The organism is Alistipes sp. UBA1686, assembly GCF_002320215.1.
Taxonomy (GTDB): Bacteria; Bacteroidota; Bacteroidia; order Bacteroidales; family Rikenellaceae; genus Alistipes; species Alistipes onderdonkii.
The window spans coordinates 139372-162730 of the sequence record NZ_DCKA01000016.1 but is presented as its reverse complement, the minus strand read 5'-3'; the positions used below and the strand labels follow the sequence as shown (position 1 = coordinate 162730).

The window sequence follows — 23359 nt, the reverse complement described above, 5'->3', positions numbered from 1 at the left end:
ACGCGCCGAATTTTTTAACTTTGTGATCGTTTAGAATCAACGCAAAAAACAGTCGAAAAGTATGGTAAAACCTACATTACTCGTCCTCGCCGCAGGTATGGGCTCCCGTTACGGTTCGCTCAAGCAGATGGACGGAGTCGGCCCTAACAACGAGGCCATCATAGATTATTCGGTCTACGACGCCATCCGCGCCGGTTTCGGCAAGGTCGTTTTCGTCATCCGCCACTCTTTCGAAAAGGAGTTCCGCGAGGTCTTCTCCGCGGAGCGTTTCGGCGGCCGCATCGCCGTGGAGTTCGTGTTCCAGGAGCTGGACTACCTGCCCGAAGGGGCTGCCGTTCCCGAAGGTCGCGTCAAGCCGTGGGGCACCAACCATGCCGTGATGATGGCGGCCGACGCCATCCGCGAACCCTTCGCCGTGATCAATGCCGACGACTTCTACGGTGCCGAAGCCTACAAGACCATCGGCGACTATCTTTCGCAGCTGGGTGAGAGCCGGAACCGCTACTGCATGGTCGCCTACGACCTCGACAAGACCCTTTCGGACAACGGTACCGTTTCGCGCGGCGTCTGCGGTGTGGATGCTGCGGGCAACCTCACCTCGATGGTCGAGCGCACGCAGATCGAGCGTATGCCCGACGGCAGGATCGTCTTCCACGACGGCGGCGCCGACGAAGTTCTGGCCGGGGACACACCGGTGTCGATGAACCTCTTTGGCTTCACCCCCGATTTCTTTACCTATTCCAGGGAGTATTTCAAGATGTGGCTCGCCCGCAACAAGGAGAACCTCAAGGCCGAGTTCTACATCCCGACGATGGTCAACAAACTCGTCGGCGAAGGCACGGCCTCGTTGCGTGTGCTCCGCTCGGCGGCGCAGTGGCACGGCGTCACCTACAAGGAGGATAAACCCGCGCTGGTGGCCTCGATCGAGAAGATGATCGCCGAGGGCAAATATCCCCGCAACCTCTGGGCATAATTGCCGGTTGCGGCATCGCATATGCAAAAGGGCGGATGTTTTCATCCGCCCTTTTGCTTATTGCTTGTGGAGTGTCGTTTGCCGCGCCGGCTTCGGAAAGCCTGATTTGCCTTCGGTTTGGCCGGCTTCCGCGGCGGCTCAGTCCAGGAAACCTTCCCTGACCAACTGCTCCCGGATGCGCGTCCAGTCCGCTACGGGGCGTTTCACACCGTCCACGAACCGGATCGGGCAGCCGAGGCTGCTGTCGTCGATGTAGAGGTCGGCGTGGACTTTCGGCGAGGATGTCCAGCGCTGCTGCGAGGGGTTCTCGTTCACGGCGTAGAGCGGGATTCCACGCTCGCGGAACCACCGGATCGCGTCGTCGAGCAGCTTGCCGTGGCGCATCGTGTAAAGTATCAGGCGGCAACCGTTGTCCGTAAGTTCTTTCAGTACGGGAACCGCCCCGGCGTCGTCGCCGATTTCGGGATATGCGTGTGTCACGACCGTTCCGTCGAAATCGACGGCGATCAATGCATTGCGTATAGCCATTTATTCCTTGTTCCTTATTCTACGTCCGATTTTGCTGAAGAAAAGTTTCAGGCGCTTGCGGTAGCTGGTCTCCTTGTAATCGTCGTAACCATACCCGTATCCGTACCCGTAACCATATCCGTACCCATATCCGTACCCATATCCGTACCCGTATCCGTGGCGGCGGGTGCGCGTGCCGTTGAGTACGACGCACATGTTGCGGAATTTCTTCTCGCGGTAAAGCCGTTCGATGTCGGGCAGCTGCCGGCGGTCGAGCACGCCTTCGCGCACGATATAGATACAGAGGTCAGCCAGCCGGTCGGTGATGACCGCGTCGGCGACCGACATGGCCGGGGTGCTGTCGATGAATACATAGTCGTAGCTCTCCCGCAGCTCTGCGATCAGTTTGTCCAGGCGATCCGAAAGCAGCATCTCCGTGGGGTTGGGCGGCTGGATGCCAGCGCAGATCACGTCGAGATTCTTGTGTACGTCCATCGGCGTAATCAGTTCGCCGATGTCGGTGATCGTCCCGGCCAGGTAGCTCGTGATGCCTTTCTTGCTGTTGCTGCGGCCCAGCGTCGTGGAGAGCGCGTGGCGGCGCAGGTCGAGGTCGATCAGTACGACCCGCTTCCCGGCCGTGGCGAGCGTCATCGCCAGGTTCATCGCCACGAACGTCTTGCCCGCATGGGGGTCGGACGAAGTGAAGAGCACGCACTTGATCTCCTTGCCCGACGATACGTTCATGAAGGTCATGTTCGAACGCAGGATGCGGAAAGCCTCGGACAATGCGTCGCGGCCGGTTTCCCGGACGACGATGCCGCCCTTGTTCTCGCCTTCGAGGAAGGGAATGTCACCCAGGAACGGGGCGCTGATGTTCTCTTCGATGTCCTTGCGGCCGCGGATGGTCGTGTCGAGCATGCCGATCAGGTAGATGATGCCGAAGGGGATCGCAAGGCCGGCCAGCAGGCTGATGCCCAGGATGATCATCGAACGGGGCGACACGGGCCTGGGGCTGCCGTATGCCTGGTCGATCGTACGCGAATTGCTTTCGGCGACGGCATAGTTGAGCTGCGTCTCCTCCTGTTTGTTGAGCAGGTAGAGGAACAGCTCCTCCTTGATCTTCTGCTGGCGCATGATGTCTAACAGGACTTTCTCCTGCGACGGCATGGTGGATATGCGGTGATTGGCCAGCGCCTCCTCCTTGCGCATGTTCGAAAGCTGTATTTCGAGCGTCGAGACGTGCGAGTTGAGCGAAGCGATGATCGAGCGGCGCACGGCAGCCAGCACGTTGTCCATGTCCTGGATCACGGGGTTGCGTTCCGAACTGTTTTCGAGCAGTTTCTGGCGGCGCAGGATGGCGTCGTTATATTCGGTGATCTGGGCGACGATCCCGTTGTTGGTCAGCGAGGCGACCATCGGGATCAGATCCCCCGCGTGCGACGGGTCGTCGAGGTAGTCGCGGATGTAGTTGGCGACGCTGATCTGGTTTTCGATCGAAAGCCCTTCGACCTTGAATTTGCTGCTCTCTGTGATGGATCGGGTAGCCTCCGAGGTGATGTCGATCATCTGGTTGCTCTTTTTGATCCCCTCGATTTCGCTGTCCACGACGCCCAGTTCCCGCCCGATGGCCAGCATACGCTCCTTGATAAAGGCGTTCGTCACGACCGATACCTGCCGCTTGTCGGCGATGGCGTCCTCTTCGTACACGGCGATCAGCGTGTTGATCACGTCCTCGGCACGCTTGGGCACGGAGCTGTTCATCGAGATGGTGACGATCGACGCCTGTTTGTTGGCCACGTCGCTCTTTACGGTGGCGCGGTAGGCGTTCGTCGTGACCATCGGCGAACTCTTGGTGACGGTGATGGGCCTGTCCACGTAGGTCGAGTCCATGAACGGCGTCTTGTGTACGACCATCTGCCCCAGCGGGGTGGGGATCGTGTCGCCGTACTGGGCGCGGATGACCCTGCGCTTCTCCTGCTTGGTGAGGTACTTGTCGTCGAAGTCCGCCAGCTTGATCCGGCCGTCCTCGAGTTCGGTCACCTCCAGCGAAAGGCGCTGGTTGTCGTCGTCGATGAAATCGACTTCGATGGGCGAGCGGCCGTAGAGGTCGAGCGTCCGCAGCCCGTCCCGTACGGAGTAGTTGACCGTCAGGTGGAGGCGCTTTACCACCTCGGACATCAGCCTGTGCGACTGGAGGATGTAGACCTCGTTGTCGACGTTGCGGCGGTTCTGGAAACCTACCAGGTCGCTGAAAGCGCCCAGCTCCATGTCGCCGCCCTTGCGGCTGTCCTTTACGAGGATGGTGGCCGTACGGCTGTATATCTTCGGGGTGCTGGCCAGGTAGTAATAGGCCACGCCGAGGCAGATGAGCACCGACAAGGCGAACCAGTACCAGTTGGCCAGAACCATCTGTAACAGGTCGTGCAGCGTGAGGCCGCTGCCGTTTTCGTTCTCGTCGTTCTGCAGGTGTTGCTGCTGGTTGTTGTATTCGGTCATGGCCCGGCTTATTTGGTTAAGGTTATGATAAGCGTCGCCACGGAGATGGCCGTACCTACGAGCGAGAGGTAGAAGTTGCGGTTCTGGCTGATCTCACCGGCCTGTGCCTTGTATTTATTGGGCTTGACATAGATCACGTCGTTCTGCTGGATGTAGAACGCCGGCGAGTTGAAGAGGTCTTTCGATGTGAGGTCGAGGTATTCGATCGTGCGTACGCCGTCCACTTCGCGGGCCACGGCCACGTCCGTACGGATGCCGTAGATCGTCAGGTCGCCGGCCATGGCCAGGGCGTCGAAGATCGAGATCTTGTCGCGCGTGACGTCGTACTGTCCCGGGCGGGCTACTTCGCCGACGACCGAAATCTTCATGTCGGCGAACTGCACGTTGACCGACGGGTCGTTGATATACCCGCCCTCGACGATCTTGTCGGCGATGAGCTGCGCCAGTTCGCTGCGGGTTTTTCCCTTGCAGTCGATCTTCCCGATCACGGGCATGTCGAGCATGCCGTTCTCGTCCACCGTGCGGATCTGCAGCGACTGGTTGGTCGCCGAACTGTACGAGGCGACTCCCGTCACGGAACTCAGCGAGGTCGACGAGTTGAACGGCACGGCCAGTTCGGGGTCTTTGCTGTTGACCACGATCGTCAGCCGGTCGAGGGGCTTGATCCGTATCTGGCCGCTTTCGGCGATTTGTTCGGGCGTAAACGGGTTCGCGTCCTGCAGGTACCAGGCACGTTTCTGCGAGGCGCAGGACGAGACCAGCAGGGCCAGGATGGCCGGGACTAAGAGGCGGAAATGCTTCATTTTATTACTTAGAGCGTTTTGTTTTTGTATAAGGCGTTTTATATCGTGCGCAAAGGTAGTAATTTTTTATGAAATAAACATACCCGCCTGCCCAGCTATTTTGTCCCATTTTCACCCGATTCGGCCGCAGCACGGATTTTTTCCGGAAAAAAACGTACATTTGACGTCCCGGAATCCGGTTACGTATTAAAATTCGCAAATTATGCTGCATCCCGAGTGGAGCTACCAGGCTGTAATCTATGAAATGAACGTGCGCCAGCTGACGCGCGAAGGTACCCTCAGGGCCGCCGCCGCGAAGCTCGGCTTCCTGCGCGACATGGGCATCGACGCCGTATGGCTCATGCCCGTCTATCCGATCGGCGCCGAGGGGCGCAAGGGCTCGCTGGGCTCTTACTATTCGATCCGCGACTATTGCGCCGTCGACCCCGGGCTGGGGACGATGGGGGATTTCGATGCGTTTGTCGCCGAGGCGCACCGCCTGGGCATGAAGGTGCTGCTGGACTGGGTCGCCAACCATACGGCGCGCGACGCCCGCTGGGTCGGCGAGAAGCCTGCCGACTGGTATGAGCGCGATGCCGCGGGGGCGCCCGCCGTGCCCTGGGACTGGACGGACACCGCCAAACTCAACTATGCGAACCGCGACGTATGGCGGGCCGAGGCCGACGCCATGGAGTTCTGGGTGCGCCGGCACGCCGTCGACGGTTTCCGCTGCGACATGGCGATGCTCGTGCCCGTGGAGTTCTGGAATGAGGCTGCCCGCCGCCTGCGGAAGGTGAACCCCGGCCTGTTCCTGCTGGCCGAGGCCGAGGAGCCTTACCTTTTCGAAGCGGGTGCCTTCGACGCCTGCTATGCCTGGGAGATGCACCACCTGATGAACGACGTGGCGCAGCAGAAGGTGCGCGTGACCGCCCTGCGCGACTACATTTATGCCGACCGTAACCGTTACCCGCAGTCCGCCATGCGCCTGGTGTTCACCTCCAACCACGACGAGAATTCGTGGAACGGCTCGGAGTTCACGCGCATGGGCGGCGCCCGCGAGATCATGGCCGCCTTCACGTTCGTCGTGCCGCGCGGCCTGCCGCTGGTCTATACCGGGCAGGAGATCGGCTACGACCATTCGTTCGCCTTCTTCGACCGCGACCCGATCCCCTCCTACGCGGCCAATTCGTTCACGGATTTCTACCGCCGCCTGGCCGGGCTCCGGCATGCCAACCCTGCGCTCGCCGCCGGGGAGGCGGGCGGCGAGATGGTTGAGATACGCAACAACGCCGAGGATTGCCTGATGACCTTCGTGCGCGAAGTGAAGGGCAACCGCGTCGTCGCCGTGATGAACCTCTCGCCCTACGCCATCCATGCCGATTATTACACGGGTATCTATGCCGGCATGTACACCGATGCCATGACGGGCGTTGCCTGCGAACTGCGCGGGCATGTCGAGGAGGACATGGCGCCGTGGAGCTACCGCATCCTGACGCGCTGACCCCTGCGGCCGCGGAGGCAGCGGCCGCATCCCCGCCCGATCCCTGCCCGATGCCTGGCTGCTTCCCCGCCCGATGCCCGGCTGCGGCCTGCAAACCCGGCCCGGGGCGCCCGCTCGGGGCCGGCGTGCCGTTTTTATCCGCCGCGGAATACGAATCCCCGCGCGGTTGCGTTCCTTTTATGGAATTTTTCCTATTTTTGCCCATGATTATGAAACGCTTCCTTCTCCTCTGCCTGCTGTTCGTCCCGTGCCTCGCGGCACAGGCCGAAACCTACCGCGTCGAAGACATCCCCAATGTCCAGCGCGCCGACCGCACGCGTTACGTCTCGAACCCCGACGGGATACTCTCGGACGAGGCCGTGGCGCATATCGACCGTTTGTGCGCTGCACTGCGCGAGCAGGCCGTCGCCCAGGTCGCCGTGGTCGCCGTGGACGATATCGCGGGCGGCGACGTCTTCGACTTCGCCATCGACCTCTTCTCCGCGTGGGGCGTGGGGCAGGCCCGCAACGACAACGGGCTGGGCATCCTGCTGGTCAAAGACCGCCGCGAGATCCGTTTCGTCACGGGCGGCGGGCTGGAGGGCGTGCTGCCCGATGCGATCTGCAAGCGCATCCAGCTCAAATACATGCTCCCGGCATTCCGCCAGGGCGATTACAGCCTCGGCATGGTGCAGGGGGTCGAAGCCGTGTCGCAGCTGCTCGAAGGGAGCGAACTGGATCTGGGCGGCACCGATACGGCCGGCGACGAGCTGCCCGCATGGGCGGTTTTCCTGATCGTCACCGGGTTCGTCGTGGTGCCGATGGGCGTGATCCTGCTGGGTTACTACGCCCGCAAGCGTTGCCCGAAATGCCATAAACTGACACTCCGGCAGCAGTCGAGCGACATCCTGAAGGTGACGCCCAACTACCGGCTGGTCGAATATACCTACGTCTGCTCGAATTGCGGCGCCGTGGTCAAACGGCAGGCCAAAAACCTGCGCGACGACAATTTCGGCGGTGGCGCGGGCGGCGGTATGATTATCGGGGGACGTGGTTTCGGCGGTTTCGGCGGCGGGTCGCGAGGCGGTGGTTTCGGCGGCGGTTCGTTCGGTGGCGGCGGTGCCGGCTCGCGCTGGTAAAGGCCGCAGGGCGTGCAGGGCGGCTTTGCCGGTTGCGGGCGGCTGTTTGCCGGACAAAGGCTGGCTTTGCGGGCGGGATGCTTTTCCCCTGCCCCCGACGGGATAAGATTGGAACGAATTTAAAACACGATATTATGAAGAAATGGATTTGGATTGGAGTCGTCGCCGTCGTGGTGATCTTCTTCTACGCAACGTACAACGGATTTGTCAATAAGGAGGAAGGGCTGAAGACCGCGTGGTCGAACGTCGAAACGCAGTACCAGCGCCGTGCCGACCTGATTCCCAACCTGGTGAACACGGTCAAGGGCTATGCCGCACACGAGTCGCAGACTTTCGAGGCCGTGACCGAGGCCCGTGCGAAAGCCACCTCGATCAACCTTTCGGCCGACGACCTCACGCCCGGGAAACTCGCCGAGTTCCAGCAGGCGCAGGCGCAGGTGCGCTCGGCGCTGGGGCGCCTGATTGCCGTGTCGGAGAGTTATCCCGACCTGAAGGCCAACCAGAATTTCCTCGAACTGCAAGCGCAGCTCGAAGGCACCGAGAACCGTATTTCAGTGGCCCGCAAGGAGTTCAACGAAGTGGCCAAGACCTACAACGTCGCCGTGCGCCGCTTCCCGGCCAACCTGGTGGCCAAGTTGTTCGGGTTCGGGCAGAAGCCCTATTTCGAGGCTGCCGAAGGCACCGAAACCGCACCCCGGGTGCAGTTTTAGCCCGGCTCCGGGGTAGAAAGCAAAGGGACGGGACGCGCCAGCGTATCCCGTCCCTTTTGTGTTGTCGGTGCCTGACTACTTGCGGCTTCCGAGAATCCGGAGCAGGTAGAGGAACAGGTTGATGAAGTCCAGGTAGAGGGTCAGCGATCCCAGCAGTGCGATTTTCTGCGTCGATTCGTCCACGACCTCGGCGTTCATCACCATCTTCTTGATCTTCTGCGTGTCGTAGGCCGTGAGGGCGACGAACACCAGCACGCCGATGTAGGTTATCACCCACATCATCGTTTCGCTGCGCAGGAAAAGGTTCACCACCGTTGCGATGATGATGCCGATAAGCGCCATGTAACCCATGTTCCCGATGCCCGAGAGGTCGCGCTTGGTGAAATACCCGAACAGCGCCATGGCGCCGAACGTGCCGGCCGTCACGAAGAAGGTCGATGCGATGGACGATGCGGTGTAGAGCAGGAAGATCGAAGCCAGCGTCGCGCCGTTGAGGATCGAGTAGGCGATGAACATCAGCGTTGCCGTGAGGAACGACATGCGGAAGATGAACGACGAGAGGATGATGACCAGCGCCAGTTCGGCGATGATCAGGCCGAAGAATGCGACTTTGCTGCCGAAGATGGCATGGAGCAGCGTCGGCGAGTCGGAGACCGTCAGGGCCGTTGCGCCCGTGATGAAGAGGGCCATCGTCATCCATAGGTAGACGTTGCGGAACAGGGTGGTGTTCTCGGACTTGTCAGCCCTGCGCACGCCGGCTGTCTTGCTGTAATTGGTGCTTGTTTCCATAAAGTTTTCCTGTGTATACCTGAAATTACGTTTCGTTGCGGTTTTTCCGCTGTCGGCGCAAAGGTAACGATTAAATCGGAGTTTTCGGGCAAAGCCGCGTAAATTTCACGGCCGGCCGCCGGGGATGCGGTGCGGCTACATCCCTTTTTTTATGCCGGCCCGGATCAGGAGGATATTTACGGGCAGCGCCACGAGGAACCCGCATGCCATGGCGACCTGCATCGTGAACCAGAATACGAACGAGGTGCGGGGCATTGCCTCACCGCCGTTGAGCGCGAAGATCGCCACGGCCATCCAGCCGTACATGCCGGCCTGCCATGCCGTGAGCGAGAGTATGTCGGCTTTGGCGGCACGGCGTATCGCTTCACCGCGCGGGAGCGTGCGTTCCATGCCCCGGATCGCGGCGTACTGGAACCCGATGCCGAATGCCAGGGCCAGGAGGTAATCCACGACCCATGTCCCAGCCAGTATGCTTCCGCCGATGGCTACCGGGACGAAGAAGAGGAACCATTCGCCGACGATATCGGCCAGCGTACACCCCGCCCCGCAGTGGAGCGTCGACAAGACGACCGGCTGCCACCGCGGCCGCCCTTTCATCCCCGGCATATCACTCATCCCGTCCATGCCTTCCATACCCCGGGGCCCGGCCGTCCCGGACATCTTCGTCCCGTTTGTCATCCCGGGCATGTCCGTCCCGTCTGCCATTCCCGGCATGCTCGCTCCGTTTGCCATGTCCGGTATGCCCGCCTCATCTGCCATGCCCGCTTTGAGCGCCGTCCCTTTCATTCCGGGCATATCTTCCGCCCCGTCCGCTCCTGTCGTGGTTCCGTTCTCCATCTGCATCCCGGTCATCGCCGGTTCCGGCATGTTCATGGCCGGTTCCGGCTCCGAGACCTTCCATGGATCCGTCCCCGCTACGGACAGGTCTTTCCGTCGGCCCGTGCCGGGCTTTCTGTTCTCCGTTTCCTGCCCGGCGCTGCCGACCTTCCGTTCGTTTCCGTTTTCCCCGATGCCGCCGCCTTTTGCCGGCTCGCTGATTTTCACTGAGCCTTTCTGCTTTCCGGTGCCGTCGTTTTGCGCGGGCATGTGCCGTGCGGCGCGTCCGAAGGCGAAATAGGCCCATAGCCCGAAAAAACTGGCCCAGAGGGCGGTAAGTACCCATACGCTTTCCATAATGCGCATCGGTTGCCGGCGGGTGCGCAGGTCGGCCGCGACGATGAGCGCCGAGCCGATGCCGCCCGCTACGAACAGGACTGCCAGATAATAGAATTGCTGCATGACGAGATGTTTTTTTCCGTCATACAGCAATTTATATACCGCACCGCGCTTCTGTCCTTCCGTCGAAGCCGGGCGGGGAATTCAGCCGGGTCGGCTTGGGCTGGAACCGAAATATTGGTTTCGTAGACCCCGAACTGGGTGCGCTCGAATAACTCAGGGCATCAAATCCAATGTGACGATCACCGGATTGGCATAGCCGGTTTCCTCCCGTTGGCCGAACAATGCCGCTTGCATGCCGGGGGATAACCTGGCTTCGTCGAGCACACCTGTAATCCGGTTCCCGGCCACGTCTACCGGGCCGTTCATTACCGTGGCGAACAGTCCGTTCATGTCTGGCTCGTTTTTCCCGAACGTGATACCGACCAGTCCCGTTATGGTACGGTGCGTATCCTTGTCGTAAACCACCAGGTAGGGCATGCGTTTGGCGGTGATGCCGATTCCTGCATAACGGTCTGTCTCCCAGAATTGACCGTTGAAATAGGTGTATTCGCCCCTGTATTGTTTTATAAACCTTTCGAAATTGCCCCTGCACAGTTTTTCATAGTCGCCGGGAAGCGCATGGGAAGGAATGTCGAAAATATATTTTGCATATAATTTTTTATCCCGGAGCATGTATACTGCCGGCCGGAATGCCTTTTTGTAGATAACATCTTCGTCGAAGCCCTGCAAATCGTATTTGTTGCTGAAATCCATCGAGTACTTGTTTTTATAGACTTTTGCCCGAATATCCCCCTCGGGGCCTATCTCGAGCAATTCGTAGTTTTTCAGCGAATCGCATTTGGAATTATCCCCGCCGACGGCATAAATGGCAGAACCGTCGCCGCCCGACTCTATCTCATAAATTGAGTAGGGCAGGCGTACCGATCTTATAAATGTTCCGTCGGGATTGTAATAGAGAAGTTTATGGCCGAACATGTCGAACACCGTTACGGTCGAGTCTGATACGATGAAATCCGTCGGTTCGATAAACTCTCCGGGGCCGCGGCCTCTGCGTCCTATACGATTGCGGAATTTACCCTCTTCGTCGAATACGAACAGGGCTTTTTGCAGGTGCCGGTCCAGTATGTAGTACTTTTTATTCCGGCATGATAATTTATATACTTCGCCGACAAGGCATTCTTCCGATGTCTCGAGGCGGGTGAATTTATGGTTGCGGACAATGCTGTCCAAATCCGGCGTGTCGTTGCTTGTGGCTATTTTAATTGTAGTAGCCCGGCTCTCGTCAATACGATGATTCGCAGATTGTGGTGCGCCGCAGCCTGTAAAATATCCGGCCGTAATACAGGTTATAACAATTACTGCTGTCCGATTCATAGCCTCACATCTGAATTTCATTTCCGTTATCCGGGTGCCGTCATTCCATCGTCACGCACATATTTTCGAAGTCGATCCGTATCCGGCGCACATCGACGATGTTGTTCATCTGCCCGTCGTAACCGGGCACCTCGGCCGTATGCATGTTGTCCGTGTCGAAAACGACCCGCACCTCCGGCAGGATCACCTCCCGCGATCCTATCTTCGCGCAAATGCCGCCGAGTGCATGGTAACGGTATTCCGCTGCCCCGGCCGCGGTTATTTCCGACCCCTTGCGGACGGGGCCCAGTTCCGGGAGCGACGATGCGTGTTCCGCATAGAACTTGCCCGATAAGCGGGGTTTGGCGTTCATCCCCGTGTCCCAGTGCATCATCGCCGGAATCCCGTTCAGTTCCAGCCACAGGTAGGGGATGTTGTCTTTCAGCATGAAGTTGGCAATCCCGGTTTGCGGTTGCTTCCCGGTGTCGAACGTGATGGTTCCGTGCTCTACATCCACGGTCAGGGCCGATAGTTTCCTCAGCGTCGAAATCCCCAGCATCGCCCGGATCCGTGTGATGCCCGAATCGGCGGTCGCTTCCCGATCCCGTGCCGCCAGACCGTCGGGGAAGACACAGCAAATCTCGTTTTTGAGGGTGATGGATCCGATTTGCAGGGAGTCGAGAATTCCCAGTTTCATGTATGATGCCGGGGCCATCCACAGCGAATCCTGAAATATACGGACACCCAGTTCGTCGGCCAGGCTCTGGTCTATCGAAGTGTATTCGGCTCCGATATCCAGCAGGGTCTTCACGCTTTTGCCGCAATAGCCCGCGTTCAGGTAGAATAGACCCTCCTCCAGCTTCATGCCGACCGTGCCGGGGGGAACCCTCCCGCGAGCGGTCGATCACCTCCGTCCGGGGCAGCCGGGCTATCTTCCGGCATTGCTTCAGCCCCGAGGCAATCCCCTTCCGGGTCTGGTCGTCGAGGTAGGGGGAGTCGTAGGCCAGCATATAGGTGAATACAGAATCCATTTTCGCATAGGCGCGCACAGAGGCAAAATTCTTGGCAGCCAGCATCCTGTACATGACGGCTTGTCCCCCGAGCTGTCCGCCGTATTTGGCCAGCAGCTCTTCGATGGCGGACACCCCTTCGGCCGGCCTGTTGAAATATGCTCCCAGGAATGCGCCGGAAATCAGGCGGATAACCTCGGACAGGTCGTCGTGGCGGGTGTCGTAAAGGGATTTGGCATCGAACCATTTTTCCTGGTTGGTGTATTGGAAAATTTGCTGGTCATACTCCTCCTGGGCATAAGTATGGACGGAAGCACCCAGAATCGGGAAAATGAGCAGCCCGAAAATTTTTCGTAACATGGTCGACCTTGTTTTAGTTGCAATTTACTGTGTAGTACCGATTTTCGTTATGAAAATCTGCAATCGTCCGTCAAAAACCCGAATCCGGTTTGAGCCGGGAGTCGCCGCACGACCGGTTTGTTGCACAGGCCGGAATCCGGCCAGCTATGATCCGGGTATTCCGGAAGGATGTTGCTTTTTGATTTTCAGACTCGGGATGAGCGGGGTGTAGTGTGTTGTTGGGTTTGTGGTTGTAAAATAATTTAAATTGAATATATGAATAAATAATTTATTTTACAATTATTCAGTCGACTAAATACTTTTTTATTTTTCAACTGCATCCTGCAATTGCCGTCTGCCTTTCCCTGCCGGCCTTTGGCAACCGGACAAACGCCCCCTCCCGGCCGACTGGTCGGGAGGGGGCGTTTCAGGATGCTGCTTTTCGGGTTGCTGTGTTCCCCGTCACGCGATCCGGGTTGTATCCCGCGATGCTGTGTCCTGCTGTGCACGTTTGGGGATGTTGTGTGCCGCGGTGCTGTGTACGTTCCGGGATATTGTGTTTCGGGTCATGCGATCCGGGTCGTGTGTCCCGTGATGCTGCCCCGGGAACTTTACAAGCGGTTTTTCTCGTCGGCCGAACCTGCTTCGACCGCCTTGCGTTTGAAGGTTTTGCCCGACTTGAAGTTGTAGGTCACCCCGATTGTGAAGCTGCGGTCGTTCCACTGCTGTTTGACGTCGACCATGCGCACGAACCCGTCGCCGCGGGCACCGATGTGCTGCGGGCGCTCGATCAGGTTGCGCACCGAGAACGAGGCGGTGAACTTGTCGCCGAAACGCTTCTTGATCCCTGCATTCAGGAAATGGAGCGGTTTTACCCAGCAGTTGCCGAAGTCCATGCGGCTCTGGAACCGGTACGACAGGTCGATGTAGAATTTCGCGGGCAGCGAGAAGGTCGTCGAGCTGTTTACGAAATAGAAGTTGTAATGTTTTTCGGCGCTGTGCTCGTCGATGCGCTGCCCCTGCCGGATGTAGGTGAGGTTGAGGTTCATCGTCCACCATTTGGTGAACTGGAACGGTGCGTTGGCTGTGAGGTAATAGTTTTTCGTCGTGTCGAAGTTTGTCCACGCCAGGCACAGGCGCGCCGGGTCGTCCGCGTCGGGGCGTATCGTCTGCTGTATCTCGTCGCGCTGGATCGTCATGCCGCCCGTGAGGGTGTACTTGTGCTTGAGCACCAGCGTCAGGCTGATGTCCTGCTTGTAAGCCGGGTCGAGTTCGGGGTTTCCCGTCTGGTAGGTGTAGTCCGAGATCTGGAACCGCTGCGGGTTGAGGCTCCAGAAGCGCGGGCGCTCGATCGTGCGGGCATACTGGGCGATGAGCGAGTAGGCCCCGTCTTTGGTCAGGGCATAGGAGACGTTCGCGTTGGGGAAGAGGCTGAAGTAGTTCTGCGAGATGTCGCTGCCCTTGCCCCGGGTGTGGGTGTATTCGCCCCTCAGCCCTGCCACGAGGCTCCAGCGCCCGAGGTTGGCCGAGGCGATGCCGTAAGCCGCCGCGATGTTCTCCGTATAGTTGATCGTGAAGCTCTGGTTGTCGTTGCACACCCACGCGCCGTCCTTCACGTATTCGTAGAGCGCGTCGTTGTGCATGTCGTTGTAGGTGAACTTGGCGCCTGCGCGCAGCGACCAGTGGGGCGAGAATTTCTTGTCGAGGGCCAGCGTGGCGGTCGTGATGTCGTAGAGGCTCGACGAGTTGTCGCGGTAGGTCGAGTCGACAGCCGTGGTGGGGGAGGTGATGCGGCTGAAATTGTCGTTGCCGGCCTCCGTTTCGCGGCGCGTGTAGTCGGCCAGCAGCTTGAGCGTCGACCCGAGCGTGTCGAGCTTGTAGATGTAGTTGAACGTCGCCGAATAGTTGTTGCGGATGTTGCGCGTGTCGTAACGGCTTTGCGTACGGGTCACGACGCCCGCGTCCGTGAAGTCGGTATAGGAGTCGTTCGGGCCCTTTTCGTTGTTGCGCCAGTATTCGAACTCGGCGCCGATGCTGTGCTTGGGGCTTATTTCGAATACCGAGCCGATGCTGCCGCCGAAGTTGCGGTCGCGTTCGGTGATTTCCGAATGGGACGTGAGGTTCGTGTCGCCCGTGGTGTAGTCGGTGTGTTCGTCCGAGACGGCCGTGTCCTTTCCCAGGTCGGCCCATGCCGAGGCATAGAGGTCGAGGCGCCCCGTGTGGATGTTGATGTTGCCGCTCGGCGTATAGAAGTGGTGGCGCCCGTTCTGTGTGGTGCGCATCGACAGCGATCCGTCCAACCCGTTCTCGCGGCGCTTGCGGAGCGTGATCCTGATGATGCCGCCCGATGAATCGGCGTCGTAGTCGGCGCCCGTCGTCGGTACGACCTCGATCTTCTGGATCTCCTCGGCGCGCAGCGAGCGCAGGTAGGTGAGCAGCTGCTCGGGCTCCATGCGCAGTTCGCGGTCGTTGACATAGACCTTCGAGCCCGACTTGCCGTTTATCGAGATCTTCTCGTCGTCGATCCAAACGCCCGGAGCGCGTTCCAGCAGCTCGATGCCGTCCTTGCCGATCGCCGCCGGGGCGTTGGCCACGTCGACCACGAAGCGGTCGGCCTCGCGGCGGATGAGCTGCGCCTTGACCACCACGCCTTCGATCCGGGTCGCCGAGCTTTTCATCACGATCTCGCCCAGGTCGTTGTTCTCCTCGACCCGCACCTGCCGCACGACGGGGTCGAACCCGAGGTATTGTACCGACAGGGTATACTCGCCCGAAGGCACTTTCAGCACGAAGCGGCCCGTGTCGTCGGTGGCCATGCCCGCCACCTGGTCGCTGCCTTTCAGCAGCACGACCGTAGCGTACTCCACGGCCTGTCCCTGTTCGTCCACCACGCGGCCCTCGGCCGGATAGATGCGGGCTGCGAATGCGTTTGCGGCGGCCAGCGCCAGTATTACGATGAGGAAGATAAGTTTTTTCATACTATTCTGTCGTTGTTTGTAATCTGCACTGCATTTTAGTTGACGGGGCAAAGATATGTAAAAATATTTATACTTTGCAATGCATAGTACTAAATTTTACGAAAAAATTATCCTTTTCCGGGGGAGAGATGGCCGTTCATGCATGAAAAAACGCGGACTCCCCTCTGTCGGTAGATGGGTACGACCAAGCACCCGAAGCCAAACAGGTAGAGCCCGCGCGTGACGCGGGAGTACTACTGTTTTCTTGGCTTCGTTAAAATTGGTCGTTTTATCTACCCAAAAACAATAGCTTTCGCTAATATGTATGGCGCAAAGTTATAAAAAAGGCAGGAAATTCAAAACGGAATCTCCCGCTTTGCTGCCTGTCACCCGCGGCGGCCGGCCGGCTGCCGCGCCCCGCACCCCCGTCAGCATTCCGCCTTTGTATAGTCGTCGGCGTACGCTTTCTGCGCCGCGGAAAAGCGGGGGAGGGCTGTCCCCGATAAAAATAGGTGTCGTCGAAATTTTGTTGAAAAATCGTGCGCCGCGGGGCTGGAATCCCGCGAATAATTCCTAAATTTGCAAATTGAATTATTGTGGCTCATTGTCCCCCGATGTGATTCCGAACGCTCCGCCATGCCGTTTCCGACGCGATCCGGCAGCAGGGCAGGCACGGCGGGGCGGGAATGCCCGGCAAAAAATGCTGAAACTATGATAAGCGCGGTTTATTATATCTTCCTGGTGCTGCTGTGCACCTTCTTCATGATCCTGTCGGCCCTGGCGCTGGTCGTGTGCTATCCCTTCGACAAGGGCCGCCGCGTGGTGCACGAGCTGTCGCGCATCCTGGTGCGCACCTTCTTCGCCATCCCGCCCCGCTGGCGGCAGCGTGTGGAGGGGCTCGAACATGTCGACCGGAAGAAAAGCTACGTCATCGTGCTGAACCATAATACGGTGATCGACATTCCGACGCTCTATTACATCCCGCTCAATTTCCGCTGGGTCTCCAAGCGCGAGGTCTTCAAGACGCCTTTCTTCGGGCAGTATCTCATCCTCCACGGCGACATCTGCATCAACCGCGGCCGCGCCTCCGAGGCGCTGGAGCAGATGGTGCGCGACGGCAAGCTGTGGATCTCGCGCGGCGCTTCGGTCGCCGTCTTCCCCGAGGGTACGCGTTCGAAAGACGGCGAGATACACCGCTTCAAGGCGGGCGCCTTCACGCTGGCCCGGGAGGCGGGCGTGGAGATACTCCCCGTGGTGCTGGACGGCACCAAGACGCTTATCCGCAAGAACGCGATGTTCAACTGGGGCAACCGCATCACCATCCGCGTGCTGCCCCCCGTACCGGCCGCGAAGGTCGTCTCGACCGAGACGCACGTGCTGATGGAGGAGGTGCACGACGCCATGAGCGCGGCCCTTGCCCAGATCCGAAACCGAAAATAGACTATGGCAGATTTACTCAATACCAATCCTAACGACAGCTACGGCGACGACGCCATCGTTACGCTTTCGCCGCGGGAGCATATCCGTCTGCGCCCCGGCATGTATATCGGCAAGCTGGGCGACGGCACGCAGGCCGACGACGGCATTTACGTCCTCATCAAGGAGGTCGTGGACAATTCGGTCGACGAATTCATCATGGGGGCCGGCCGCCAGATCGACATTTCGATCGAGGACAAGGTGGTGTCGGTGCGCGACTACGGCCGCGGCATCCCCCTCAAATCGCTCGCGGCGGCCGTCAGCGAGATGAACACCGGCGGTAAGTACGGCGGCTCGGCCTTCAAGAAGACCGTCGGCCTGAACGGCGTCGGCGTCAAGGCCGTCAACATGCTTTCCGGCGAGTTCACGGCCCGTTCGGTACGCGACGGCGAGGCCCGCACGGTGACCTTCGCCAAGGGGCTCGAGGTGAGCGACAAGTGGGAGAGCGGCGTGCGCGAGAAAAACGGCACCTTCATCTCGTTCCGCGTCGACGAGGAGGTCTTCGGCGAGTATGCCTACAACCTCGAATACGTCGAGCAGATGGTGCGCAACTATACGTACCTGAACCTGGGGCTGACGTTCAATTTCAACGGCAACAGCTACGTTTCGAAAAACGGCCTGCTGGATCTGCTCAACGAAAACATGACCGAGGAGCCGCTCTATGCGCCGATCCACCTTTCGGGCGACGACATCGAGGTGGCCATCGCCCACGGCACGGGCTACGGCGAGAGCTATTTCTCGTTCGTCAACGGCCAGTACACCTCGCAGGGCGGTACGCATCAGGCGGCTTTCCGAGAGGCCATCGCCAAGACCGTCAAGGAGTTCTACCACAAGGACTACGACCCGTCGGACATCCGCACGTCGATCATCGCCGCCATTTCGGTCAAGGTCACCGACCCGGTCTTCGAATCGCAGACCAAGATCAAGCTCGGATCGAAGGAGATCGAGCCGGGTGTGTCGATGCGCAATTTCGTCATCGATTTCCTGGGCAAGCACCTCGACGATTACCTGCACAAGCATTCCGAGACGGCGCAGGTGCTCCAGCGGAAGATCGTCGAGAACGAAAAGGAGCGCAAAGCCATCTCAGGCATCCAGAAGAAGGCGCGCGAGACGGCTAAGAAGGTTTCGCTCAACAACAAGAAACTGCGCGACTGCAAGATACACCGCACCGACAAGCACGAGCTGGCCGAACAGTCGATGATCTTCATCACCGAGGGCAACTCGGCCTCGGGTTCGATCACCAAGAGCCGCGACGTGCGCACGCAGGCCGTCTTTTCGCTGCGCGGCAAGCCGCTCAACTGCTACGGGCTGACCAAAAAGGTGGTCTACGAGAACGAGGAGTTCAACCTGCTTCAGGCTGCGCTCAATATCGAGGAGGATATGGACAACCTGCGCTACAACAAGGTGATTATCGCCACCGATGCCGATGTCGACGGCATGCACATCCGCCTTTTGATGATGACCTTCTTCCTGCAGTTCTTCCCCGACGTGATCCGCCAGGGGCACCTGTTCGTGCTGCAAACCCCCCTGTTCCGCGTGCGTAACAAGAAGGAGACGTTTTACTGCTACTCCGAGGAGGAGCGGCAGAAAGCCGTCGGACGCTGCGGCGCCAATGCCGAGATCACGCGCTTCAAGGGCCTCGGCGAGATTTCGCCCGACGAGTTCCGCGAATTCATCGGCGAGAACATCCGCCTGGACAAGGTTCGTATCACCAAGGACGACCCGATCCACGACCTGCTCGAGTTCTACATGGGCAAGAACACCTACGAACGGCAGGGCTTCATCATCGACAACCTGCGCATCGAGGAGGACATCGTCGAGCAGGATCTCGCAATCAACTAAGCAATATGGCAGAAGAAAAAGATACCATCGGGCGGGACGAGCCGCTCAACGAAGAGGCCCCGACCCCTCAGACCGCCGGCGATGCGGCCGACGCGGCCCCTGCCGCCGACGCCCCGGCCAGGGCGGGCAAGTTCGACCGCCTGACGCAGGACGAAGGGGGCGTGCGCAAACTGACGGGCATGTATAAGAACTGGTTCCTGGACTACGCTTCGTACGTGATCCTCGAACGCGCCGTACCCCATGTCGAGGACGGCCTCAAACCCGTGCAACGGCGTATCCTGCACGCCATGAAGGTCGTCGACGACGGACGCTACAACAAGGTGGCCAACATCGTGGGACAGACCATGCAGTACCACCCGCACGGCGATGCGTCGATCAAGGACGCACTGGTGCAGCTGGGGCAGAAAGACCTGCTGATCGACTGCCAGGGTAACTGGGGCAATATCCTCACGGGCGACGAGGCCGCCGCGGGGCGTTACATCGAGGCGCGCCTGTCGAAGTTCGCCTCCGAAGTGGTCTTCAACAAGAAAACCACCGAGTGGATGCTGTCGTACGACGGCCGCAAGGAGGAGCCCGTCACGCTGCCGATCAAGTTCCCGCTGTTGCTGGCGCAGGGCTCCGACGGCATCGCCGTGGGTCTGGCGTCGAAGATCCTGCCCCACAACTTCGTGGAGCTTATCAACGCCTGCATCGCACATCTCGAGGGGCGCGAATTCCAGCTTTATCCCGACTTCCCGACGGGCGGCATGGCCGATGTGAGCCGCTATAACGACGGCCTGCGGGGGGGGGCGGTGAAGGTGCGCGCCAAGATTTCGAAGATCGACAAACGCACGCTCGCCATCACCGAAATACCCTATACCACGACCACCGAGTCGATCAAGGATTCGATCATCAAGGCCAACGACAAGGGCAAGATCAAAATCAGGAAGGTCGACGACAATACGGCCGACAAGGTCGAAATCATCATCCAGGTTTCGCCCGACGAGTCGAGCGACAAAACCATCGACGCCCTCTACGCCTTCACCGACTGCGAGGTTTCGATCTCTCCCAACGCCTGCGTCATCTGGGAGGAGAAACCCCATTTCCTGGGCGTGAGCGAAATCCTGCGCCGCTCGGCCGAGCATACCAAGTGGCTGCTGGGACGCGAGCTGGAGATCCGGCTCGGCGAACTGAACGAAGCCTGGCATGCCGCGTCGCTCGAACGCATTTTCATCGAGAACAAGCTCTACCAGCTCATCGAGGGCTGCAAGAGCCGCGAAGAGGCCTACGCCGCCGTGGACAAGGGGCTCGAACCGTTCAAGAAACGGCTGCGCCGCGAGGTCACGCTCTCCGACGTGCAGCGCCTGACGGAACTGAAGTTCATCCGCATCTCGCGTTACGACAGCGACAAGGCCGACAACGAGATCCGTCAGATCGAGGAGGACATCAAGGCCACGCAGTACGACCTCGACCATCTCACCGAGTACGCCGTGGCCTACTACGAGCGTATCCGCGACAAGTACGGCAAGGGCAAGGAGCGCCGCACCGAGCTGCGTGAGTTCGACAACATCGAGGCCACGAAGGTCGCCGTGACCAATGCCAAGCTCTACGTCGACCGCGCCGAGGGCTTCTTCGGCATCGGCAAGTCGATGAAGGACGCCGAATTCGTATGCGACTGCTCGGACATCGACGACGTGATCGTCTTCACGAAGGACGGCCGCTACGTCATCACCAAGGTGAGCGACAAGGCCTTCTTCGAGAAGGGCATCTACTACATCGGGGTCTTCAAGCGCAACGACGAGCGCACGATCTACAACGTGCTGTACCGCGACGGCAAGAACGGCCCGATCATGATGAAGCGCTGCGCTATCAAGGCCATCACGCGCGACAAGGAGTACGACATCACCAAGGGCACGCCCAAGAGCGAGATACTCTATATGTCTGTCAATCCGAATGGTGAGGCCGAGGTGCTGAAGGTTTACTTCAAGCCCCGTCCGCGCCTCAAGAAGGTGATCGTCGACCTCGATTTCTCGACCCTCGCCATCAAGGGGCGCCAGAGCCAGGGCAACCTCTTCTCGCGCTACGGCATCCACAAGATCGTCCTCAAGGAGCGAGGCACCTCGACGCTCGGCGGTCAGAACGTCTGGTTCGACGAGGATGTCCGCCGCCTGAACGCCGACGGCCGCGGCAAGCTGCTGGGCGAGTTCAAGGGCGACGACCGGATCATCGTCTGGACGTCGAAGAACCAGTACTATATCACGGGTTACGACCTCGGGCAGCATTTCCCCGACGAGACCGTGCGCGTGAGCCGCTATGAGCCCGACCGCGTTTACAGCGTCTGCTACTACGACCGTTCGCAGCAGTTCTATTACATGAAGCGCTTCACGGCCGAGATGAGCGACAAGATGCAGTTTTTCCTCGACGAGGACGGACAGGCCGACCTGGTCGCCGTGACGGAACGCACGGGCGCCAAACTCGAAATCACCTACAAGGGGGCGCATGCGTCGCGTCCCGCGGACGAGGTCGACGTCGACGAATTCGTCGGCGTCAAGAGCCACCGCGCCAAGGGCAAGCGCCTGACGACCTACGAGGTCGCTACGCTGCGCTTCATCGAACCCGAACTGCCGCCCGAGCCCGAACCTTCGGACGACGGCGATGCCGGGGAGATTCCCGACGGCCTGCTCTCCGGCGGCGGGGCGGATGACGGGGCGGCGGATGCCGGTGCCGGCGACGCTGCGGCTGTTTCCGGCGGGGTGGAGTTCGAGATCGAACGCGCCCGGGGCGATGCCGACGAGGTGATCGACCCCGAACAACTGAACCTGTTTTGACCTGCCGGCGATGAAACCCCTCTTTTTGGTCGGTTACATGGGATGCGGCAAGAGCACCCTCGGGCGCAAGCTGGCGCGCAGGCTGGGCGTCGGCTTCGTGGATACCGATGCGCTGGTCGAGGAGCAGGCGGGAGCCTCCGTCGCCGATGTCTTCCGTTATGAAGGCGAGGCGCGGTTCCGCGAAGCGGAGCGCGAAGCGCTCGAACGGGCGATCGCCACAGGCGGCGAAACGGTGGTCTCGACGGGCGGGGGGCTCCCCACCTGGAGCGATAACATGCAGCGCATGAACGGCGTGGGGCATACCGTCTTCCTGCACCGCACTGCGGAGCAAATCGCCCGCCGCCTGAGCCCCTACGGACGCCGGAAACGTCCCCGCTTGCGGGGGCTGGACGATGCCGGACTGGTCGCTTTCATGGAACGCGATATGGCCGTGCGCGAACCCTTCTATGCGCAGGCGCATCTGGTCGTCGACTGCGATGCGATGTCCGACGACCAGGTCGTGGAGCATATCCTGAGGCAACTCGGCCTGAAATAGAAAAGACCCTGCGGCTGCGGCCCCGGGAGTACCCGGGGTAGCGGAAACCGCAGCGAACGATACGACGCGGCCGTGCCGCGAACGATGATATGCTGCAACTCCTGAAAGACGTGGATAAACTTTCAAATAATGCACCCATCGGTGTTTTCGATTCGGGGCTGGGCGGGCTGACCGTCTGGCGCGAGGTGCGGCGTGCGCTCCCCGCTGAGTCGCTCGTCTACCTGGGTGACGGTAAGAACTGCCCCTACGGGTCGCGCCCCCGCGAGGAGGTGCGGCGCCTTGCCGACGAAGCGGTCGCCTTCCTTGTGGCGCAGGGGTGCAAGCTGGTCGTCGTGGCCTGCAATACCGCCACGGCCGCCGCCATCGACTTCCTGCGCGAAAAATACGCCCCCATGCCGATCGTGGGCATGGAGCCGGCCGTGAAACCCGCCTGCCTGGCGACCCGCAGCGGGGTGGTGGGGGTACTGGCTACCGAACGGAGCCTCGACGGCGAGCTCTTCCGCCGCACGGCGGCCAGGTACGGCGACGGCGTAGACCTCGTCACGGCGCCAGGCCGGGGCTTCGTCGAACTGGTCGAAAACGATCTGGAGGCGACGCCCCAGGCCGAGGCTACCGTCCGTGCCGCCGTCGCGGAGATGCTGGAGCACGGGGCCGACCAGATCGTGCTCGGCTGCACGCACTATCCTTTTCTGCTTCCCGTCCTCGAACGTGTCGTCGCGGGCCGCGGCGTCACGGTCGTCGACCCTTCGCCCGCCGTCGCCCGCCGCGTCGTGCAGCTGCTCGACCGTTACGGCCTGCACGCCGACCCCGCCCACCGCGCGGAATATACGTTCCGCACCTTTGCCGACGAGGCCTACCGCCTCCGCCTGGAACGCAAGGCCTTGGGGGCACTTTAATAGCGCCGGATTCGCTTCCGAACCCGATTTTACATCGCTATATTCCGAAA

The 23359-nt window shown here is 60.1% G+C and carries 17 protein-coding genes; 9 read left to right on the top strand and 8 right to left on the bottom strand.

Annotated elements, in window-relative coordinates; all coding sequences use genetic code 11:
- The first annotated feature begins 61 nt into the window (after positions 1-61).
- A complete protein-coding gene (locus B3C38_RS07330; protein WP_286726462.1) occupies positions 62-973 on the top strand; it encodes a nucleotidyltransferase family protein in 912 nt (303 codons plus the stop codon).
- 138 nt (positions 974-1111) lie between these two features.
- Here B3C38_RS07330 and B3C38_RS07325 read toward each other — a convergent pair whose 3' ends face one another.
- Genes B3C38_RS07325 through B3C38_RS07315 form a run of 3 tightly spaced genes read right to left on the bottom strand, consistent with a single transcriptional unit; the run spans position 1112 to position 4779 of the window.
- Positions 1112-1501, bottom strand: a complete 390-nt coding sequence (locus B3C38_RS07325) for a hypothetical protein (protein ID WP_022332260.1) — start codon at positions 1499-1501, stop codon at positions 1112-1114.
- Positions 1502-3976: a GumC family protein gene (locus tag B3C38_RS07320; protein WP_286726461.1), complete on the bottom strand. Its 2475-nt coding sequence runs from the start codon at positions 3974-3976 to the stop codon at positions 1502-1504. It abuts the gene before it with no gap.
- An 8-nt stretch (positions 3977-3984) separates the two neighbouring features.
- Complete coding sequence (locus B3C38_RS07315; protein WP_055203024.1) at positions 3985-4779, bottom strand: polysaccharide biosynthesis/export family protein; 795 nt, start codon at positions 4777-4779, stop codon at positions 3985-3987.
- Positions 4780-4981: 202 nt separating this feature from the next.
- Here B3C38_RS07315 and B3C38_RS07310 point away from each other — a divergent pair, with 202 nt between their 5' ends.
- The 3 genes from B3C38_RS07310 to B3C38_RS07300 all read left to right on the top strand — a co-directional run bounded on the left by B3C38_RS07310 (position 4982) and on the right by B3C38_RS07300 (position 8087).
- Positions 4982-6259 carry an alpha-amylase family glycosyl hydrolase gene (locus B3C38_RS07310; protein ID WP_193557192.1) on the top strand — a complete coding sequence of 426 codons (1278 nt, stop codon included), beginning with the start codon at positions 4982-4984 and terminating at the stop codon, positions 6257-6259.
- Between the two features lie 209 nt (positions 6260-6468).
- Entirely contained in the window at positions 6469-7377 is a 909-nt protein-coding gene (locus B3C38_RS07305) for a TPM domain-containing protein (protein WP_279143577.1), read from the top strand.
- Positions 7378-7511: 134 nt separating this feature from the next.
- Complete coding sequence (locus B3C38_RS07300) at positions 7512-8087, top strand: LemA family protein (RefSeq protein WP_055203023.1); 576 nt, start codon at positions 7512-7514, stop codon at positions 8085-8087.
- Between the two features lie 75 nt (positions 8088-8162).
- Here the strand turns inward: B3C38_RS07300 and B3C38_RS07295 are convergent, their stop codons facing one another.
- The 5 genes from B3C38_RS07295 to B3C38_RS07275 form a co-directional block, all read right to left on the bottom strand.
- Entirely contained in the window at positions 8163-8876 is a 714-nt protein-coding gene (locus B3C38_RS07295; RefSeq protein ID WP_286726454.1) for a Bax inhibitor-1/YccA family protein, read from the bottom strand.
- A gap of 135 nt (positions 8877-9011) precedes the next feature.
- On the bottom strand, positions 9012-10154 hold the full coding sequence (locus B3C38_RS07290) for a DUF4396 domain-containing protein (protein WP_232045527.1): 1143 nt from the start codon (positions 10152-10154) through the stop codon (positions 9012-9014).
- A 153-nt stretch (positions 10155-10307) separates the two neighbouring features.
- Entirely contained in the window at positions 10308-11468 is a 1161-nt protein-coding gene (locus tag B3C38_RS07285; protein WP_286726452.1) for a 6-bladed beta-propeller, read from the bottom strand.
- Positions 11469-11508: 40 nt separating this feature from the next.
- Positions 11509-12312: an aspartyl protease family protein gene (locus B3C38_RS07280; protein WP_286726450.1), complete on the bottom strand. Its 804-nt coding sequence runs from the start codon at positions 12310-12312 to the stop codon at positions 11509-11511.
- A 1095-nt stretch (positions 12313-13407) separates the two neighbouring features.
- Positions 13408-15774 carry an outer membrane beta-barrel protein gene (locus B3C38_RS07275; RefSeq protein WP_286726448.1) on the bottom strand — a complete coding sequence of 789 codons (2367 nt, stop codon included), beginning with the start codon at positions 15772-15774 and terminating at the stop codon, positions 13408-13410.
- A 690-nt stretch (positions 15775-16464) separates the two neighbouring features.
- Between B3C38_RS07275 and B3C38_RS07270 the strand changes: the two genes are divergently transcribed.
- From B3C38_RS07270 to murI, 5 genes are all read left to right on the top strand, one after another.
- A complete protein-coding gene (locus B3C38_RS07270; RefSeq protein WP_022332197.1) occupies positions 16465-17193 on the top strand; it encodes a lysophospholipid acyltransferase family protein in 729 nt (242 codons plus the stop codon).
- A 3-nt stretch (positions 17194-17196) separates the two neighbouring features.
- A complete protein-coding gene (locus B3C38_RS07265) occupies positions 17197-19071 on the top strand; it encodes a DNA topoisomerase IV subunit B (protein WP_055203009.1) in 1875 nt (624 codons plus the stop codon).
- A 5-nt stretch (positions 19072-19076) separates the two neighbouring features.
- A complete protein-coding gene (locus B3C38_RS07260; protein WP_055203007.1) occupies positions 19077-21878 on the top strand; it encodes a DNA gyrase/topoisomerase IV subunit A in 2802 nt (933 codons plus the stop codon).
- A gap of 10 nt (positions 21879-21888) precedes the next feature.
- Positions 21889-22413 (top strand): shikimate kinase, encoded by a 525-nt coding sequence (locus B3C38_RS07255; protein WP_286726445.1) that lies wholly within the window; start codon positions 21889-21891, stop codon positions 22411-22413.
- An 89-nt stretch (positions 22414-22502) separates the two neighbouring features.
- Positions 22503-23309 (top strand): glutamate racemase, encoded by an 807-nt coding sequence (murI, locus tag B3C38_RS07250; protein WP_286726443.1) that lies wholly within the window; start codon positions 22503-22505, stop codon positions 23307-23309.
- Positions 23310-23359 lie beyond the last annotated feature (50 nt).

What these genes read in the sequence shown, in the direction of transcription:
- B3C38_RS07290 (WP_232045527.1), bottom strand. Translation starts at nt 10,154, where the DNA reads ATGCAGCAATTCTATTATCTGGCAGTCCTGTTCGTAGCGGGCGGCATC.
- B3C38_RS07270 (WP_022332197.1), top strand. Translation starts at nt 16,465, where the DNA reads ATGATAAGCGCGGTTTATTATATCTTCCTGGTGCTGCTGTGCACCTTC.
- B3C38_RS07295 (WP_286726454.1), bottom strand. Translation starts at nt 8,876, where the DNA reads ATGGAAACAAGCACCAATTACAGCAAGACAGCCGGCGTGCGCAGGGCT.
- murI (WP_286726443.1), top strand. Translation starts at nt 22,503, where the DNA reads ATGCTGCAACTCCTGAAAGACGTGGATAAACTTTCAAATAATGCACCC.
- B3C38_RS07300 (WP_055203023.1), top strand. Translation starts at nt 7,512, where the DNA reads ATGAAGAAATGGATTTGGATTGGAGTCGTCGCCGTCGTGGTGATCTTC.
- B3C38_RS07285 (WP_286726452.1), bottom strand. Translation starts at nt 11,468, where the DNA reads ATGAATCGGACAGCAGTAATTGTTATAACCTGTATTACGGCCGGATAT.
- B3C38_RS07315 (WP_055203024.1), bottom strand. Translation starts at nt 4,779, where the DNA reads ATGAAGCATTTCCGCCTCTTAGTCCCGGCCATCCTGGCCCTGCTGGTC.
- B3C38_RS07265 (WP_055203009.1), top strand. Translation starts at nt 17,197, where the DNA reads ATGGCAGATTTACTCAATACCAATCCTAACGACAGCTACGGCGACGAC.
- B3C38_RS07320 (WP_286726461.1), bottom strand. Translation starts at nt 3,976, where the DNA reads ATGACCGAATACAACAACCAGCAGCAACACCTGCAGAACGACGAGAAC.
- B3C38_RS07275 (WP_286726448.1), bottom strand. Translation starts at nt 15,774, where the DNA reads ATGAAAAAACTTATCTTCCTCATCGTAATACTGGCGCTGGCCGCCGCA.
- B3C38_RS07255 (WP_286726445.1), top strand. Translation starts at nt 21,889, where the DNA reads ATGAAACCCCTCTTTTTGGTCGGTTACATGGGATGCGGCAAGAGCACC.
- B3C38_RS07330 (WP_286726462.1), top strand. Translation starts at nt 62, where the DNA reads ATGGTAAAACCTACATTACTCGTCCTCGCCGCAGGTATGGGCTCCCGT.
- B3C38_RS07325 (WP_022332260.1), bottom strand. Translation starts at nt 1,501, where the DNA reads ATGGCTATACGCAATGCATTGATCGCCGTCGATTTCGACGGAACGGTC.
- B3C38_RS07310 (WP_193557192.1), top strand. Translation starts at nt 4,982, where the DNA reads ATGCTGCATCCCGAGTGGAGCTACCAGGCTGTAATCTATGAAATGAAC.
- B3C38_RS07280 (WP_286726450.1), bottom strand. Translation starts at nt 12,312, where the DNA reads ATGAAGCTGGAGGAGGGTCTATTCTACCTGAACGCGGGCTATTGCGGC.
- B3C38_RS07305 (WP_279143577.1), top strand. Translation starts at nt 6,469, where the DNA reads ATGAAACGCTTCCTTCTCCTCTGCCTGCTGTTCGTCCCGTGCCTCGCG.
- B3C38_RS07260 (WP_055203007.1), top strand. Translation starts at nt 19,077, where the DNA reads ATGGCAGAAGAAAAAGATACCATCGGGCGGGACGAGCCGCTCAACGAA.